Source organism: Vibrio sp. Vb2880, from assembly GCF_033337975.1.
GTDB lineage: Bacteria > Pseudomonadota > Gammaproteobacteria > Enterobacterales > Vibrionaceae > Vibrio > Vibrio alginolyticus.
This window is the reverse complement of record NZ_JAWORT010000004.1, coordinates 277,461-295,322: the sequence shown is the minus strand read 5'-3', so window position 1 is coordinate 295,322 and position 17,862 is coordinate 277,461. Positions and strand designations below refer to the sequence as shown.

14 protein-coding genes are annotated in these 17,862 nt (G+C 43.4%); 8 read left to right on the top strand and 6 right to left on the bottom strand.

Going from position 1 to position 17,862, the window contains the following annotated elements; genetic code table 11:
• Positions 1-147 precede the first annotated feature (147 nt).
• Positions 148-696 carry a hypothetical protein gene (locus tag R7M92_RS06930; protein WP_005378006.1) on the top strand — a complete coding sequence of 183 codons (549 nt, stop codon included), beginning with the start codon at positions 148-150 and terminating at the stop codon, positions 694-696.
• 193 nt (positions 697-889) lie between these two features.
• Here R7M92_RS06930 and R7M92_RS06925 read toward each other — a convergent pair whose 3' ends face one another.
• Positions 890-1,477, bottom strand: a complete 588-nt coding sequence (locus tag R7M92_RS06925) for a TfoX/Sxy family DNA transformation protein (protein WP_318132982.1) — start codon at positions 1,475-1,477, stop codon at positions 890-892.
• Between the two features lie 369 nt (positions 1,478-1,846).
• Between R7M92_RS06925 and R7M92_RS06920 the strand changes: the two genes are divergently transcribed.
• The 5 genes from R7M92_RS06920 to R7M92_RS06900 all read left to right on the top strand — a co-directional run bounded on the left by R7M92_RS06920 (position 1,847) and on the right by R7M92_RS06900 (position 7,564).
• Positions 1,847-2,767, top strand: a complete 921-nt coding sequence (locus R7M92_RS06920) for an HDOD domain-containing protein (protein WP_005378009.1) — start codon at positions 1,847-1,849, stop codon at positions 2,765-2,767.
• 146 nt (positions 2,768-2,913) lie between these two features.
• Positions 2,914-3,819 carry a lysine exporter LysO family protein gene (locus tag R7M92_RS06915; protein WP_005378011.1) on the top strand — a complete coding sequence of 302 codons (906 nt, stop codon included), beginning with the start codon at positions 2,914-2,916 and terminating at the stop codon, positions 3,817-3,819.
• Positions 3,820-4,027: 208 nt separating this feature from the next.
• Entirely contained in the window at positions 4,028-4,540 is a 513-nt protein-coding gene (locus R7M92_RS06910; protein WP_017634875.1) for a hypothetical protein, read from the top strand.
• A 211-nt stretch (positions 4,541-4,751) separates the two neighbouring features.
• The gene (panP, locus tag R7M92_RS06905) at positions 4,752-6,398 is read left to right on the top strand and encodes a pyridoxal-dependent aspartate 1-decarboxylase PanP (RefSeq protein ID WP_025766849.1); all 1,647 of its coding nucleotides are present in this window, start codon (positions 4,752-4,754) and stop codon (positions 6,396-6,398) included.
• Between the two features lie 311 nt (positions 6,399-6,709).
• Positions 6,710-7,564, top strand: a complete 855-nt coding sequence (locus R7M92_RS06900; RefSeq protein WP_005378021.1) for a MurR/RpiR family transcriptional regulator — start codon at positions 6,710-6,712, stop codon at positions 7,562-7,564.
• Positions 7,565-7,640: 76 nt separating this feature from the next.
• Here the strand turns inward: R7M92_RS06900 and R7M92_RS06895 are convergent, their stop codons facing one another.
• Entirely contained in the window at positions 7,641-8,885 is a 1,245-nt protein-coding gene (locus tag R7M92_RS06895) for an iron-containing alcohol dehydrogenase (protein WP_005388646.1), read from the bottom strand.
• A 377-nt stretch (positions 8,886-9,262) separates the two neighbouring features.
• On the opposite strand from R7M92_RS06895, the gene R7M92_RS06890 reads away from it, so the two are divergent.
• Both R7M92_RS06890 and R7M92_RS06885 read left to right on the top strand, forming a co-directional pair.
• Positions 9,263-9,529, top strand: coding sequence for a GrxA family glutaredoxin (locus tag R7M92_RS06890; RefSeq protein ID WP_005378026.1), 267 nt, complete (start codon positions 9,263-9,265; stop codon positions 9,527-9,529).
• Positions 9,530-9,704: 175 nt separating this feature from the next.
• Positions 9,705-11,387, top strand: coding sequence for an aspartate:alanine antiporter (locus R7M92_RS06885; protein ID WP_005378028.1), 1,683 nt, complete (start codon positions 9,705-9,707; stop codon positions 11,385-11,387).
• 78 nt (positions 11,388-11,465) lie between these two features.
• Here R7M92_RS06885 and fabV read toward each other — a convergent pair whose 3' ends face one another.
• From fabV to nhaA, 4 genes are all read right to left on the bottom strand, one after another.
• On the bottom strand, positions 11,466-12,668 hold the full coding sequence (fabV, locus tag R7M92_RS06880; protein ID WP_005388648.1) for an enoyl-ACP reductase FabV: 1,203 nt from the start codon (positions 12,666-12,668) through the stop codon (positions 11,466-11,468).
• A 174-nt stretch (positions 12,669-12,842) separates the two neighbouring features.
• The gene (locus R7M92_RS06875) at positions 12,843-15,125 is read right to left on the bottom strand and encodes an acyl-CoA dehydrogenase (RefSeq protein ID WP_318132980.1); all 2,283 of its coding nucleotides are present in this window, start codon (positions 15,123-15,125) and stop codon (positions 12,843-12,845) included.
• A 71-nt stretch (positions 15,126-15,196) separates the two neighbouring features.
• Positions 15,197-15,832, bottom strand: a complete 636-nt coding sequence (locus tag R7M92_RS06870; RefSeq protein ID WP_318132977.1) for a TetR/AcrR family transcriptional regulator — start codon at positions 15,830-15,832, stop codon at positions 15,197-15,199.
• 717 nt (positions 15,833-16,549) lie between these two features.
• Positions 16,550-17,701: a Na+/H+ antiporter NhaA gene (gene nhaA / locus R7M92_RS06865; RefSeq protein WP_005378034.1), complete on the bottom strand. Its 1,152-nt coding sequence runs from the start codon at positions 17,699-17,701 to the stop codon at positions 16,550-16,552.
• Positions 17,702-17,862 lie beyond the last annotated feature (161 nt).

Sequence of the window (17,862 nt, the reverse complement as noted above, 5' to 3'; positions counted from 1 at the left end):
AAGGAACTATTAAGTTAATTGACAAAACATCGACACATTTTTGTTGGTCGTGGACCTTCCTTTTTATTATGATGTCGGACAAATCAGATTACGGTTCAAGTGGTTGCTTGAATCCATGGAAATAATGAACAAGGTTTATCGTTAGTTATGCGTAAAACACTATTAGCCGCTGCCTTACTAGTGGCATCAAGCCATGCCCTAGCTGCAAACGATCGCAATGCGCCAGCAACTATGAGCAACTTTAGCTACGACTATTTCGAAGCACGTATTGGCGCAAGTCCTGTGACATTTGGTGCTGGATTCAGCAAATCAATTCACCCGAACGCGCATGTTATTGCTCGTATTGACTCTGAGTTTGAAAGTGATTTTGACTCAGCTGCAGGCTTTGGCTTCCATTCTCCGCTAAACAACTGGGCAGATCTTACTGGTGAAATGCTAATGCGCGTTGTGCAACCTTCGAATGAGAGCAGCACAGATGTTGGTATGGAGCTGAACTTAGGTGTTCGCCAATGGTTGGGCCCTCAATTAGAAGTAGGCGGCAAAGTCGGCTACGTTTCTATCGATAACGATGACGATTGGACTGGCTCTGCCTACGCTCGATTCCACTCAACAGAGCTTTTCTCTTTGGGTGCTGAAGCACGTATCAACGATTTTTACGGTGATCAGGTAATGTTCACTACGCGTTTTAAGTTTTAAGATTTGTGCTGTAAGAAAAGAGCAAATTAAAAAAACAAAAACCGAGGTCTCTACCTCGGTTTTTTTGTCTAATTTAATGACTAACTCAATGAAGTGGTAAAAAACTTCAACGTCCTTTTTCCGCTTTTCACACTTGCCTTTACGACCCGCTAACTCCATCGAAACGAGTCAATCATTGTGCGATCAGCTTCGCTTAGTCACACAGTGCCAATAACTGTTTTTTACGCGGCTCTTGGATCAGTTTCCAATGTACGCCATCAGTTGCACCAGAAAATTTCCACAGTAGCTTTACATCAACATCATTACCGTAAGCCGTTTTAACTTTGTTGAAGACTTTTACAGGTCCAAGTTCTAAAAAGGTTTCTACGTCATCAACACCGGCTTTCTTGACCATACGTTCAAGGGTTAGTTGCATGTTGGGTAAGTCTCTTAAGCGTCTACTGGCAGAGGACTTTTGATATTTCCGTTCCTTAATTGAGTATTCAATTGATTTCTGTACCAGTTCATCAAGCCCTACATATCCGGATTCGAATAAATCGGTTACATCATAATAATTTACGGTTGCCGTCGTCTGTTTTTTGACGTGCTTATACTTCTCACAGCTCAGTTGAGTAAACACTTCATCTAGCCCATTACCACCACGTAAGTAGCAGCAATCATTGCTGACAAGCGCAAACATAGCATCATCGGTGAATAAACCAATACCACCGAACATAGAACGTTTTTGGTACTCACTGAAGGTGCGTACATATTTAAAAAAAGCTTGGTCTGTCATGTCCATTGACCTCTTTAATCTGAATAAATTACCCCGATTAGCGATGTCACCAGATAAACAGCAGCTTATAGCGAATTATAAATGTCGATTTGTTGGCGATATTTTTGTGAGTTGTGCTCACCAACTTGCTTAATCATACTTAACGTTGAAAAATAAGTTAGGACATAGGTCACATATAAAAAAGTATAAATTCTGCATACGTGATTAGTTTCACACTTATTGTTTGTGTGGTGATATTTTTTTGACGCATAGCATGCCTAAAACACGCCATCATTATGATCTCGCTGGCAATTACGGGCACATAATACGCATTTAATTGATAAAGAATACGCTGTAAGGGTACACTGTACGAAAGATCTCAAGTACAGCGTCACAATGGAACATTTATCATTTTTTTGGCTGCCAAATAATAAAGATAAGCTTATAAACGCACTGGAATCCGAGTTTGCTCAGCTGGTAGAACAGTCCATCGCCACGGGTAAGATTTCGTTACCTCCTATTCCTGATGTCGTGCTTAAAATTCAGCAGTTATGTGTCGAAGAACACACCACGATTGCCGATGTTGCTAACTGTTTATTGGAAGATCCCGGATTAGCAGCGGTCGTTTTACGAGTCGCTAACTCTGTGATTTTCAATCGCAGAAATATCACCTGCAACGACTTAACTACAGCGGTATCTCGTCTCGGAATACTTCGTGTACGTGATATTGTTACCGCACAAGCGATCGAGCAACTTAAACACTCAGTTAATCTCACTAAAGAATGCAATGCCATCTTGGTGAAGAGTGCGGCGATATCTCGTGAGCTCGGTGCCGTCATGGTGATGTTGGTTCAATCGTTTCGTAGCCACGAGCCAGGCACTTATGGTCATCTAGAGCAAGAAAAGGCGTTATTGGTCGGTCTATTAGCCGATATAGGGTTATTTTGCCTAATTAATGAGTACCACTTGTACTTAGATAGGGGCAATTACTTAGACCCAGATATTGCATTGCAGATCTTCCAAACACGTTGTTCTGCCACAAGTAAACTGGTACTTGAGCGTTGGGGGTTTGACAACGACTTCAGAGAAGTATCCTCAAACGAAAAATACGAATTAACGCGACCAGAAGTGAGTTATCTCGACATCGCTAGAATTGCGCATCATTTATTGATGTTCCGCAATCACGATGAACGCATTGACGAACATGAAGTTGAATTCAACTTAACTGGTGCAGAAGTCTTGTATGAACTTAGTAACATGAGTGATACTGACTTCAATGATCAAATCCGTGCTGTACTCAATGCTAGCGGTTTGTAATTTATCGCTTTCTGATAATACCTTATCCGTGATAAAACGATTCGCTCAAGGCTGAGCTGCGTGTGGTGAAATGTCTTTAATTTCAACCGATAGATAATTTGATTTATGCGTGTTGATGTTATCTCAAAAAGGAATCATTGAGCTTTATGTTTTCAGGGATGCTATTTATTTTCGCTCCGCTTGTGGTGGGGTATCTAATTCCTATATCTCGATCTTCGTTATTGGAGAAGATCAATCAGTCAACGTCCTACCTTATTTACGTCATTTTGTCGTTGATGGGTCTTAGTTTGGCGGCGCTCGATAATTTAAGCAGCAACTTACAAAGTATTCTCCTCTATGCGAGTACGTTTTTTTTGTGTCTAAGTGCCTGCAACCTGTTGGCTCTGCCTATTATTGATAAAATTATTCCACTCCAGACCAATCAGAATCAAAAGAAACTACCGTTATCTTCGATGGCTTTAGAGTCTGTTAAGCTTATCGTGGTCGTTGGCGGAGGGTTAGTGGTTGGCCTGCTGTTACCCATTGATTTGAGTTGGGTAGATACAGCAAGCGAATGGATACTCTTTCTACTTCTATTTTTTATTGGTATTCAGCTGCGCAATAGTGGACTTACTCTGCGTCAAATCCTATTAAATAAACAAGGAATGGCCATTGCGGCTGTTGTCATCGCAACATGTATGCTTGGTGGCGTTCTTGCAGCGGTGCTTTTGGATCTTCCTCTTTATCAAGCACTCGCAATGGCTTCAGGTTTTGGCTGGTATTCACTCGCAGGTATTTTAATGGGTGACGCTTTTGGTCCGGTATTTGGTGGCGCGTCGTTCTTGATTGAATTGATGAGAGAGCTAGTCGCACTGGTTGCCATTCCTCTCTTTATTCGTAGCTATCCGTGCACCGCAATTGGTTATGCCGGTGCAACAGCAATGGACTTCACCCTACCCGTTATTCAAACTACCGGTGGTGTGCGTTGTGTTCCTGTTGCTATCGTTAGCGGCTTTATTTTGAGTTTATTGGTACCAGTTATGATGCTTTTCTTTGTATCACTTGCTAGCTAGATCTCAGGTTTTCGCTTTAACATCCATTACAATACGGCAAAAATTTAAATACCCAGTTAACGTCAAAGTGGTCAATATTTTTTGGCAAGACCCCTCTTTCTTTTCGTCATTCAGCCCAACGATTTGTCACGACCAAATAGAAAGAAGGGAGAAACATCAACTGATGTGCATTGCGTTAATAAAGGGATAACAACCAGAAGGAAGAAGAATGAAACGCTTTGTCGTTGCAGCGCTCCTCGCTACAAGCTCAACTTTTACGCTTGCCGCAGATCAACAATGTCTTGCTAGCAAATACGATGGCTACGTCGATGCCTCACTACAGTGGTATCAAGATCTTGTTGATTTGACGGTTACCCAATATCCAGATCTGAAAGAAGTTAGCCAATGGTTCTTGGATGGACGTAAACATCACTTTGAATTAAACCGCGAAGCGGTTCACTACTTTCTAGAGAACGACCCTAGCCGCGTTGCGACGGAGCAGCCAATCGAAGCATGGTTAAAACTAGAGCAACATGACGTTAAGCAGTTAGCGACCCGAAGCGATAAGTTAGGTGAAGTTGCAAAACAGACATTTAGCGACCGTCAATCAACTAACCACCCAAAAAACTACGAGCTTCGTTCAGCATTCGCTGACCTGCTTAGTCATCCCCAACAAATTGATACCGCACTTAATAAGTACAATCAGTCAATAGAAAAGATTGAAAAGCAGAAATGTGACTAAGGTTGCTCGCATTAGTCGTTGATTAGCATTCGAAAACACTAGAATGTTTTAACGTGCTCAATCTAGAATTTTTTAATGTGAATATCGTAACCTTCACCTAAAATTTTCATTTCTACAACTTGGGTTTCAACAATTAAAACGGGACTTTGCGCCCGTTTTAGTTTAGATTGTGCCGCTCGCATTACCAAAATAACTACAAAGATTCTTTGCTATGGTTAAGGAACAAAAAACCGCTGATGTTAGCTTTGAGAGCTTGCTAAAGATCTTCACTGTCCCAGAAGGTCCGGACTCAACGTTAACTAAAATTGACGAGAGCCTCTCGCGAAATCTAAATCAGTTTCTTCGTGAACACATCGTGGCAGAAGAAAAGCCTTTACGCGAAATCGAAAAAGACTTTTCTTCTGCTCAGATTCCTGAGCAGCCAGAGTTCGTGTCAGATCATACAGAGCACTTACTCGACACTTTGGTGTCGCACTCAGTTCACACATCTTCACCAAGCTTCATTGGTCATATGACATCGGCACTGCCTTATTTCTTGATGCCACTGTCAAAGATCATGATCGCCTTAAACCAAAACCTGGTAAAAATAGAGACTTCCAAAGCCTTTACGCCACTTGAGCGTCAAGTTTTGGGTATGCTGCATCGCTTGATATATGGTCAGAATGATACGTTTTACAATCAGTGGATGCACAGTGCAAACCACTCATTAGGCGCATTTTGTTCCGGCGGCACCATTGCCAATATCACTGCGCTTTGGGTAGCACGTAACAAAGCGTTAAGAGCCAATGGCTCATTTAAAGGCGTTGAGAAGGAAGGCCTTTTTAAAGCCATGAAGCACTATGGCTATGATGGCTTAGCGGTGCTAGTGTCTGAGCGTGGTCACTACTCCCTTAAGAAAGCAGCCGATGTATTAGGGCTAGGCCAAGAGGGCTTGGTTGCGGTTAAAACCGATGCCAACAACCGTATTATTGTCAACGACCTGAAAGCGAAAATTGTTGAGCTCGAAAAACAAAATATCAAGCCTATTGCTGTTATTGGTGTGGCTGGCACAACAGAGACAGGTAATGTTGATCCATTGCCTGAAATCGCTGAAGTCTGCCAAGCTCACAGCTGTCACTTCCATGTGGATGCCGCATGGGGTGGCGCAACACTTATGTCTAACCATCACCGTCACCTTCTTAAAGGTGTGGAAATGGCAGACTCAGTAACTATTGATGCGCACAAGCAGCTCTACATCCCGATGGGCGCTGGTATGGTTCTGTTCAAAGACCCTGACGCAATGAAATCCATAGAGCATCACGCTCAATATATATTGCGAAAAGGTTCAAAAGACCTAGGCAGCCATACATTAGAAGGTTCACGTTCGGGTATGGCGATGTTGGTCTACGCCGCAATGCACATCATAAGTCGCCCAGGTTACGAGCTTCTGATTGACCAAAGCATTGAAAAAGCTCGATACTTTGCGGATTTAATCAAACAGCAAGATGATTTCGAGTTAGTTTCTGAACCAGAGCTTTGTCTGCTCACATACCGTTATTTGCCGCCATTCATCCGTGAAGCATTAGCACAAGCAGAAGGCTCACAAAAAGAACAACTGAATGAGCTGATCAATGAGTTAACACAGTTTATTCAAAAGCGTCAGCGCGAAACGGGCAAATCGTTCGTTTCACGTACAAGACTGAACCCAGACCAATGGCAACGCATGAATACGATAGTGTTTAGAGTGGTTTTGGCAAATCCACTGACCACAAAAGAAATTTTGAGCTCAGTGCTTGATGAACAACGCGAAATCGCCAAGCAAGCACCAAATTTGATGAAAAGGATTCAACAGCTGGTTGTTGATATTCAATCGTCTTAACAGCCAGATCGAGTTACATCAATTTGAAATTTTTTTTCGTTTTGATGTAACTCAAACATCATTATCGTGCGACTAGCGCAACAAAACTTCGTTTACACATCCAATTCTGTAGTTTTTACAACATTTTGTTTGAGGCCTGTCAAATTCTCACTAAATAGTACCCGTTATTGGTTTAGACTGATTGAAGATCAGGTTTATACTGATTCTATGGCGCTGGTTGTTTTCGTTAACGCCCCACTCTACTCCGGAATCTTCGTGTTTCCTTTCGTTAGCAGAGCCAGCGAGTTGTTCTCTATACCCTCGTGAACACTATGAATACATTAGAAAAAATTCAAAAAAACCTGGAGAATTTCAGTAAGTCAGAGCGCAAAGTTGCGGAAGTAATTATGGCGTCTCCACAAACTGCAATTCATTCAAGCATTGCAACGCTGGCTAAAATGGCCGACGTTAGTGAGCCCACTGTAAACCGCTTCTGTCGTCGTCTGGACACCAAGGGCTTTCCAGATTTTAAGCTTCACTTGGCACAGAGCCTAGCCAACGGCACCCCTTACGTTAACCGTAATGTGGAAGAAGACGATGGCCCAGACGCGTACACCCATAAGATTTTCGAATCGACGATGGCGTGTTTAGATGTCGCGAAAAATAGCCTAGATCCAATGCAAGTGAACCGTGCGGTCGATTTGCTAACGCAAGCGAAGCGCATTTCATTCTTTGGCCTTGGTGCATCATCTTCTGTTGCCCGAGACGCACAAAACAAGTTTATTCGCTTTAATATTCCAATTACTTGTTTTGAAGATATTGTTATGCAGCGCATGAGTTGTATCAACTGCAGTGATAATGATGTTGTGGTTCTTATTTCTCATACCGGTCGAACAAAGAGTCAGGTAGAAATAGCGAACCTTGCTCGTGAAAATGGCGCAACGGTTATTGCGATTACAGCGAAGGATTCTCCTCTAGAAAAGGCAAGCTCGCTGGCCATCACGCTCGATATTCCAGAAGATACCGACGTTTACATGCCAATGGCAAGCCGAGTTGTACAAATGACAGTGATTGATGTGCTAGCAACTGGCTTCACTCTTCGCCGTGGTACAGGTTTCCGTGAGAACCTAAAACGCGTAAAAGATGCGTTGAAAGACAGTCGCTATGACAAACTAAGCCAGTACTAAGCACTAAAGCTTAGTCAATACTTTATCTAGGGGAGCTCAAGGCTCCCCTTTTGTTTTAATGCTGCTAAGGGAGCAATCACCCTAAGTCGTTGACACTCGATAAGTCCGTTCTTGATTCCAGTACTTCAACAGAACTGACATGTTGTGCACTCTCAGCTGCGCACTCTCCGCTACAATCACAGACTTGCTGCAATATGTAAATCAAACGTTCCTGATTCAGGGGTAAAGGATTCCCTTTGATTGCCATCGATTTAAGCGCATCATTCGCCACTTGCTCAAAAGAGGTTTGGCATACTCCAAATTGAGCCAGTAGCGGTAACGCTAACTTATCTAGCACCATATTTACCCAAAGAATTCCATCGTGTTCGTTCGCGTTTACTCGCTCAGTGACTAATTGGGCCAGCTTGCGATAACGACTTATCACATCATTCCTACCCGCGAGTTTAGCGGCGTTAATGTTCTCCTGCATCACGTGCGGAGCTAGGCGAGCCGTAATAACGCTATGGGGGGCGTCTAACTTGCCTCCTAACGCCGATGCTAACCCATGAGCGGCACCTAATTTGGCATTAGTAATCGCCATACCACCAAGCAATGCAGCGAACGATAAATCAGAGCGCGCCTTATGATTATCTTGCTTACAAGCGGCAATCACTGAACGGCTTAAACGGCGTAGCCCCTCTTCGCAGACCATATCAGTAAGAGGGTTTGGCTCACCACACACATACGCTTCCATTAAATGAGTGAACGCATCCATTGCGCCACGTCCAGATGTGTATTGGTCGGTCCCGTAAGTAAGTGTCGGGTCTACAATGGCAACGTCTGCGAGCATATCAGGGCTTCGAAGACTCACTTTCACTTTATCTTGTCCAGATTTCAGCACAGCATTTCTGGTCACTTCTGAACCGGTGCTTGCTGTCGTAGGAATTGCAATAAAATGAAGAGGCTTTGCTTTTAAAGGGACGCTTCTTCCTACCACTTCTACGTAATCGTAAACATTGCCTTGATTGGGAATAATGGCAGCTAAGGCTTTGCCCATATCGATGACGCTGCCACCACCTATCGCAACCACCATATCAGGTTGGAATTTTCTACCGAGCACTGCGGTCTCTTCTACCATCGTGATGTATGGTTCACCAACGATAGCTACGTGCTGGTAACGCATATTTTGAGCTTTAAGATATTGGATAATGGGGGCGGCTCGTTGGGTATCCTGCCCAGTAACCAGCAAAACACTGTAGCCAAATTGGTTAATAACGGATAATGAAGATTGAAGTGCACCTTCACCAAATATAATCCTTGTTGCAGTCATAAACTGAAACATACACACCCTCCCAAAAGAATATACCCAAATAACCTCTCGCCCTCTGATTTAACACTTATGTAAGAGTTGAAGTTATTTGCGTATAGCCAAAATAGATTGCTATTTTTTTAAACAAAAAAAATTGACCAATTCCACCTTGCCATCATTAACCCTTTAGAATGTATGTTTTTTATGCGTCACTTCACATACTTCAGAGTCGTAAAATAAGCACGTGCGTTTAGTTTTTATTCGATAGATTTCACCTATAGAACCAAGAGGTAATTGCCGCTTTATTTCCGTATCTGGATCGGGCATAGTTACTCCAACAAAAGAAAGCGCACTCAGCCGCTATGTTTTGTACGCTTTCAAAAAAGAATAGATTTAGGAGAAATAAGATTATGTTCGTTGTTATCTTTGGTCGCCCTGCATGTCCTTTCTGTGTTCGTGCAAAAGAGCACGCAGAAACGCTAAAAGCAAAACGTGATGACTTCAACTACCGTTACGTTGATATTCACGCTGAAGGTATTTCTAAAGCAGATCTTGAGAAAACAGTTGGTAAACCAGTTGAAACCGTTCCTCAGATCTTTATCGACCAAGAGCACATCGGTGGCTGCGACGAGTTCGAAGCATACGCGAAAGAGCACCTAGGTCTATTTGACGAGTAATAAAGACTGTTTTCAAAAAAGCCGCTTCATGCGGCTTTTTTATTATTTTTCAGCTGGTTATTACGTTAAGTCAACTAATGGTAAAACCTAAAAAAATTCACTTATCTTTTTGCTATATTTAGTTACAATTCACAGTTCTTAATCTTTTTTGGCACACACTCTACCGAGCCACACAGTGAACATAGACGTCGTATACCTTCTCGAGCAAAACCCTATCCTTCTAATCTTCGTCGTATTAGCCATTGGCCTTGCCATCGGAAAAATTCGATTTGGCAAATTACAATTAGGCAACTCTATTGGCGTTCTTATTACCTCTTTGGTAATGGGCCACCTTGGTTTCTCATTTAATGCAGAAGCTTTAACCATTGGCTTTATGCTGTTTATCTACTGCGTTGGCATTGAAGCTGGACCAAACTTTTTTGGTATATTCTTCAGAGATGGTAAGCATTATTTTATTTTAAGCATGACTGTTCTCGTGTCTGCGGTCAGCTTAACGTATGGCTTGAGTCACTATTTCGGCCTCGATTTTGGCTTATCCGCCGGTATGATGGCAGGCGCATTGACCGCAACGCCAGTACTGGTTGGTGCACAAGATGCTCTTAACTCTGGCCTTGCGACTATACCGCGGAATATGGAATTTTCTCTGGTATTAGAAAATCTATCCGTAGGCTACGCGATGGCTTATCTGGTCGGCTTAATTAGCATGATCATGTTTGCTAAATTGTTGCCAAAACTGCAAAAACAAAACCTTTCTGATTCCGCGCAGCAAATCGCACAAGAGCGTGGCCTTGGAAATTCAAGCCAGAGAAAAGTGTATTTACCCATTATTCGAGCTTACCGAGTGGGCCCAGAGCTAATTGACTGGACTGATGGTAAAAACTTACGAGAACTGGGTATTTATCGTCAAACTGGCTGTTACATTGAACGAATCCGCCGAAATGGTATTCTCGCCCACCCAGATGGTGATGCTATCTTGCAAGAGGGAGATGAAATTGCACTGGTTGGCTTCCCTGACAGCCATGCTCGCTTAGACCCTAGCTTCCGTAATGGTAAAGAAGTATTCGACCGTAACTTGCTTGATTTACGCATCGTTGAAGAAGAAATCGTCGTAAAAAGTGACGCAATCGCTGGTAAGCGTTTATCGGATTTGAATTTGTCTGAGTTTGGCTGTTTCTTAAACCGCGTAGTTCGCGCTCAGATTGAAATGCCTATGGACTTAGACATTGTGCTCGCTAAAGGGGACGTCCTTCAAGTGAGCGGCGAGAAAAGCCGAGTACATGGACTGGCGGAAAAAATCGGTTTCATCTCGATCCACAGTCAAATGGCCGATTTGCTCGCTTTTTGTAGCTTCTTTATTTTGGGTATTCTGTTTGGCCTCATCACAATGACGTTCGGTCAGGTGTCTTTCAGTTTGGGTAATGCGGTGGGTCTTCTGTTGTCCGGTATTACGCTTGGTTTCTTACGAGCAAATCACCCTACTTTCGGTTATGTCCCACAAGGGGCGCTGAATATGGTCAAAGATCTAGGGTTAATGTTCTTTATGGTCGGAATTGGTCTAAGTGCAGGTGGAAAGATGTTCGAGCACCTAACGCAAGTAGGACCAAAAGTCATTGGTTTGGCATTTATTGTCAGTGTTGTGCCTGTAGTTCTGGCTTACTTAGTTGGCGCACACGTACTCAAGATGAACCGTGCCCTGCTCTTCGGTGCCATTATTGGCGCCCGTACTTGCGCTCCGGCTATGGATGTCGTTAACGACTACGCTAAGTCCACCATCCCAGCCCTTGGTTATGCGGGTACCTATGCGATTGCGAATATTTTAATGACGCTAGCTGGTACGATTCTGATAATACTAAGTTAATACTCACTTTGACTATGAAATACAAAAAGGCGCTCAATGAGCGCCTTTTGTTTATTGGTTATCTAGTCTGTGATTCGATTAGATTTGAATGAAGTCTGCTTCAACTGCTGGATTCACATCCGCTTCGTAATCTACGCCTTCAACGCCGAAACCAAATAGTTTCAAGAACTCTTCTTTGTACTCAACGTAGTCAGTCAGCTCTTTTAGGTTCTCAGTCGTAATTTGAGGCCATAGCTCACGGCAGTGCTGCTGAATGTCGTCACGAAGTTCCCAGTCATCCAGACGTAGGCGGTTCATCTCATCAACTTCTGCCGCGCTACCGTCTTCTTTGTATAGACGTTGGCTGAACATACGGTAGATTTGTTCCATACAGCCTTCGTGTACACCTTCTTCGCGCATTTTCTTGAATACCATTGCGATGTACAGTGGCATAACAGGAATTGCAGAACTCGCCTGAGTTACAACAGATTTAAGTACCGCAACATTGGCACTGCCGCCTGTTGCTGCTAACTTGTCGTTTAGCGCTTTCGCTGCACGGTCTAGGTCCATTTTTGCTTTACCTAGTGCACCATCCCAATAAATTGGCCAAGTTAGCTCAGTACCAATGTAGCTGTACGCGACGGTCTTACAACCTTCAGCAAGAACACCAGCATCAGACAACGCATTGATCCAAAGTTCCCAATCTTCACCGCCCATTACCGTGACAGTGTCTTTGATTTCTTCTTCTGTTGCAGGCTCAACGCTAGCTTCGATGATCACATCTTTGTTGGTATCAACAGCCGTTGATGTGTAAGTTTCACCGATAGGTTTAAGAGATGAACGAACTAATTCACCAGTTTCTGGCATTTTACGTACTGGAGATGCCAGTGAGTAAACCACCATATCGATTTGACCTAAGTCTTCTTTGATCAGCTCGATAGTTTTCTGTTTCGCTTCATTTGAGAAAGCGTCGCCGTTTAAGCTTTTTGCGTACAGACCTTCTTCACGCGCTAGCTTTTCAAAAGCAGCGGCATTGTAAAAACCTGCTGTACCTGGCTTCTTCTCAGTACCTTCTTTTTCGAAGAAAACACCGATAGTTGATGCACCGCCACCAAATGCCGCAGCGATACGAGAAGATAGACCGTAGCCACTTGATGCACCAACAACAAGAACACGCTTAGGTGCGTTTTTGATTGGACCTTGCGCTTTGGTGTACGCAATTTGTTCTTTTACGTTAGCTTCACAACCAACAGGGTGCGTTGTAGTACAGATAAATCCACGAATTCTAGGTTTGATGATCATATTCAACTTCCTTTAAAAAACCTTGTTAGGATAAAAGTTTCGTTGGGATTTCGCATCTAATTTCTGTAAAAATGCTCTTAAAAGGCAAGTGGTTGGAGCACTATCCCACCATCCACTCCCCAAGAATACAAAAAAGCACCTCATTGAGGTGCTTTTCTTAACATTAGTTGTCTATTATGCCGCCGGATTCAACTGCGACTTTTTTGGGCTATGAGTTCGCACTTCAGAAAAGTCATGACTAAAGTGGTCAACTTGAATCGCCTTGTAGCGCAATTTATCTGCAGCCATGATTTGATCAATTTCTTGTTCAGTTAACACGCCTGCTTCAAATGCTTGCTGCAAACGATCATGTAGCAGACCTTTACGAGCCACTTTACCATCCTTCGCAGCCTTCATAAGTTTACGCTCCAAAGGTTTAATGTCGTACATTGCAAGGAATGCATTCTCCATTAAGCCTACGCTGTCATCCTCTGATTTTCCGATGTAGCACAGATGCGTGAGGCGATCACGTTGCGCGCCTGGTGTCATCATCGCTTCAGCCAAATTCACACACAGCTCATCACTTGGCTTATTGAAATGATTACCAAGCGGGAACAATAGCCCCTTAAGCACACCGCCAACGTATTTCACAGGGAAGTTGGTGTAAGCCTCATTTAATGACTTAGAAGCGTTATACAAACAGTGTTGAACAGCGTAATGAACGAAGTCTAGATCGCCTTGTTGACGGCCTTCATCTTCATACTTTTTCAAGGCAGCAGATGCCATGTATAGATAGCTTAATCCATCACCCAAACGTGCGGAGATCATTTCTTTACGCTTCAAGTCTCCACCTAAGGTTAACATCGCAAAGTCTGCACTTACTGCAAGTGCACGACTGAGACGAGTAATGTCTTTGTAGTATTGCTGCGTTGGGCCACTCATGTGCGCGTTAACAAATCGAGAACCAGTTAGTGCTGCACCAAATGCACCGAATGTATTACCGAGCGCGTGCTTGATGTGTTTAAAGAGTAAGTTGTCAAATTCTTTCGCACCTTGTTCAGAATCTGGATTCGCCGCGGCTTCCATTTCTTTTAGAACATATGGGTGACATCGAGTCGCACCTTGACCAAAAATCATCAGGTTACGAGTCAGGATATTCGCGCCTTCAACGGTGATAGCAACCGGGATACCAAGGTAATGTTTAGCAAGATAGTTCATTGGGCCATCTTGAATCGCACGACCCGCATGGATATCAAACGAATCATTTAGAATGGTACGCGCGATTTCCGTCATGTGGTACTTGGCAATCGCGGTTACAATCCCAGGTTTTTCTTTCATATCGAGAGAAGTCGTCGTTAGCGTACGCGTCGCTTCTAGTAGGTAAGTAAGACCACCAATGCGCCCCATTGCTTCTGCAACACCTTCAAACTTACCGATCGACATTCCAAACTGTTTACGCACGTAAGCATAAGCACCTGTTGTACGTGTAGTAAGGTGACCAATCGCTGTGCCAAGCGCTGGGAGAGAGATACCGCGACCAGCAGAAAGACACTCAACCAGCATACGCCAACCTTTACCTGCATAATCAGCGCCACCGATCAACCAGTCCATAGGGATGAAGACATCTTCACCACGAGTAGGACCATTCATAAACGCAGACCCCAGAGGATCATGGCGTTCGCCTATCTCGACACCTTCATGGTCAGCGGGAACCAACGCACATGTAATGCCAACCTCTTTCTTGTCACCAAGTAGCCCTTCAGGATCCTGCAGTTTAAATGCTAACCCGAGCACTGTCGCAACTGGCGCAAGCGTGATGTAGCGTTTATTCCAACTAACTCGCACGCCAAGCACTTCTTTGCCTTCATGGGTGCCGTAACAAACCACGCCTTGATCAGGTATGCCACCCGCATCAGAACCCGCTTCAGGGCCAGTTAGGGCGAAACAAGGGATGTCTGTACCATCAGCTAAACGAGGCAACCAGTAATCTTTTTGCTCTTGCGTACCATAGTGCGATAGCAGCTCACCAGGACCAAGAGAGTTCGGTACCATTACCGATACCGCGGTACTGATACTTCGAGTCGCAATACGAGAAACAATGGTTGAGTTCGCCAAAGCGGAAAATTCACGACCACCATATGCTTTCGAGATGATCAAAGAGAAAAATCGCTCTTTACGTAGGTACTCCCATACTTCAGGCGGTAAATCCCTGTCTTCTTTGACAATCTTCTGGTCATCAAGCATTTCTAGCAGAGTTTCAAGCTCATTATCCATAAATGACTGCTCTTCTGCCGTCAGTGTAGGCGTTGGATAATGATGCAATGTTGTGAAGTTTGGCTTGCCTGAGAATAGTTCGGCATCCCACCATACACTACCCGCTTCCATCGCCTCTTTCTCGGTGCTAGACAGAGGTGGCAATACTTTTTTGAACACTTTAAAAGCCGGGTCACTAATCCATTTTCTTCGTAGAGAGCTCATAGTTCAGATCCTTTTGTTCACGTAACCGCTCGGGGTATAATCTTATTATTGGTTTAACTTTCTTATTTGTCTTATGCCAACTGCTTTGCTGACATTCCTGCTGACAAATATGGAATCAGTAAATCGACGACAGATTTCACATCGACTTCCTTTTCAAACTTACTTTCTGCCAGCTCCGAAAGAGCTTGGCTTGAAGCCATCGTAAATACACAGGTTCCTAACGTGAAGTGCAGTCGCCAAAACAACTGTTCTTCACATAGTTCCGGGTTCGCCTTCATTATCGAGAAAGTGAAAAGGTTCAGTACCTCTTCGTATCTGGTGGTAATGAACAAGCGTAGATGACCTTGAACGTCTGTATAACCGCGGCCAATTAACAACATAAATAGCGCAGTACCATTTGGGCGTACATCATTTAATGTACGTAAAGGTAATCGCAATGACTCAAAGACATCGTCCATGTTGTAGCTATCGCGCGTGTTTAACTCAATTAATGAAGTCTTAATGCTCGGCATTAGTGCTTCTAAATACCTATCTAAAACCGCTCTAACCAGCGTTTTTTTATCGCCAAAGTGATAGTTTACCGATGCTAAGTTAACGTTAGCTTTACCTGTTATCGTTCTTAGCGAAGTATCATTAAAGCCATGTTCAGCAAAGAGTCCTTCTGCGACATCGAGTATTTTTTCTTTTGTTGATGTTCTCGGGGCCATTTTAATCACTCGTATTAAACAACTGTTTGAAAATATACTCCCGAAACTTAAGATTAACAAATGATTAACATCACACTTTAACCAATTGGTCTGACCAGACAGTAAAAGGTGTGATCTAATCTTTTGAAATTCAATCGAATACTCCAGTGAAGCTTGTCAGAAGAAAACGATCAAATTTCTCAGACCATCGCAATTGAAACGCTAACAATAGCCTTGACGGCTCGGAGTAAGCGACGAGAGTATGAAATACATCTTCGGTTCTAGGGGATATAAAATGAGAAACACCGAAGTTAGTCACTTCACCAAGTTGGTAATCCATCTCGATTTTTCTATTACTTTCGGGTGTGTAAGAAGCTAGAAAGCATTAAGTAGAAATTTTTTGAAAAAAAATGGAACTGTTTGGAAAAGGCTCGGTCTGAATATACGTAACAGTTAGGGCATTTGAAGTTTCACTGGCCGTCAAACTTGTTTCCATCCAATTGTTACGTTGCTGCTTTTTTCTTATTAACTCCTATGTTTGTATCCGCCCAGTCAAATTTTCGGCTGGGCTTTTTTTCGCCTATAGATTTGCCAAGCGCCTCTTTCGATGATTTGCCCCAACTCCATAAGCTAGACCTTAGTTGGTCACAAAAGTAACCAGCCTGAAGTGGTTGATGTGCCGATCTGCAGACATAAAAAAGCCTCCCGAATGGGAGGCTTTACTAAACAGTGTGTATCTTACGCTTGCGCTTTCTTAGGCAAAGAAAAGTGCAGTAACGCGTAGCCAAGTAACGCGGCTGTCGTCGAGCCCATTAAGATACCTAGTCGAGCATAGGTATCAAACTCAGGGCTTACATTTCCAAACGCTAAAGAGGAAATGAATATAGACATTGTAAAACCGATACCACACAACACAGATACCGCAAAGATATGCTTGAAGTTAATGCCTTCCGGTAGCTTAGCTACACCCATTTTCACAGCAGCCCAACTAAAGGTGAAGATACCTAGAGGCTTACCAACCAGTAGCCCCAAAGCAATACCTAATGGCAGCATTGAAGTTAGGCCTGACATCGATACGCCTTCTAGCGAAATCCCCGCATTTGCAAATGCGAATAGAGGTAAGATACCAAATGCCACGTATGGATGAAGTGCATGCTCCATGTGCTTAAGTGGGGAATGTTCGCCCTGTTTACCCTTAAGAGGAATAGCAAAGCCGATCACTACGCCTGCAAGTGTTGCGTGAACACCAGATTTAAGTACCGCAAACCATAAGATCGCGCCGACTATCATGTATGGCGTCAGTTTCGTCACTTCCTTCGCATTCAACATGAACAGGACACCAGTCATGATGAAGCCAACAAGCAGCGCCATGCTAGAAAGATCACCTGTGTAAAACAGTGCAATAATAACAACCACGCCTAAATCGTCGATGATAGCGAGAGCTAACAAAAATACTTTAAGGCTTACTGGTACACGCTTACCTAGTAGCGCCATGATACCTAGAGCAAATGCAATATCCGTCGCAGCTGGAATGGCCCAGCCAGAAACCGCCTCTGGGTCGTTAGCATTAAACGCAACGTAAATAAGAGCAGGGGCTAACATACCACCAACCGCTGCAATCGCAGGGAAAATTGCGGTTTCTTTTGATTTTAGCGCTCCTTCAAGTAGCTCTCGCTTCACTTCAAGGCCAATAAGTAAGAAGAAAACAGCCATTAGGCCGTCATTAATCCAGTGAGAAACTGACATACCGAATACATAAGTATGCAGTACAGATTGATAAGTTTCGCCCAGCGGTGAGTTAGCAATGGTCATCGCAATTGCCGCTGCAATTACGAGAAGAATACCACCTGCTGATTCCATTTTGAAAAAGTCACGAATGACATCGTTCATGGTTTCGTCCTTATATTTATTATCTTAATAAACGATTAACAAAGAGTGATAAGAGTGTATAGCTGTCGAAAACTTTAGAATAATCGCTTCTTCAGAGTATAAACTTCGGTTTTTTCGATGTTAAGTTTACTATACATCGTATTTTCCAACATGACACTCAA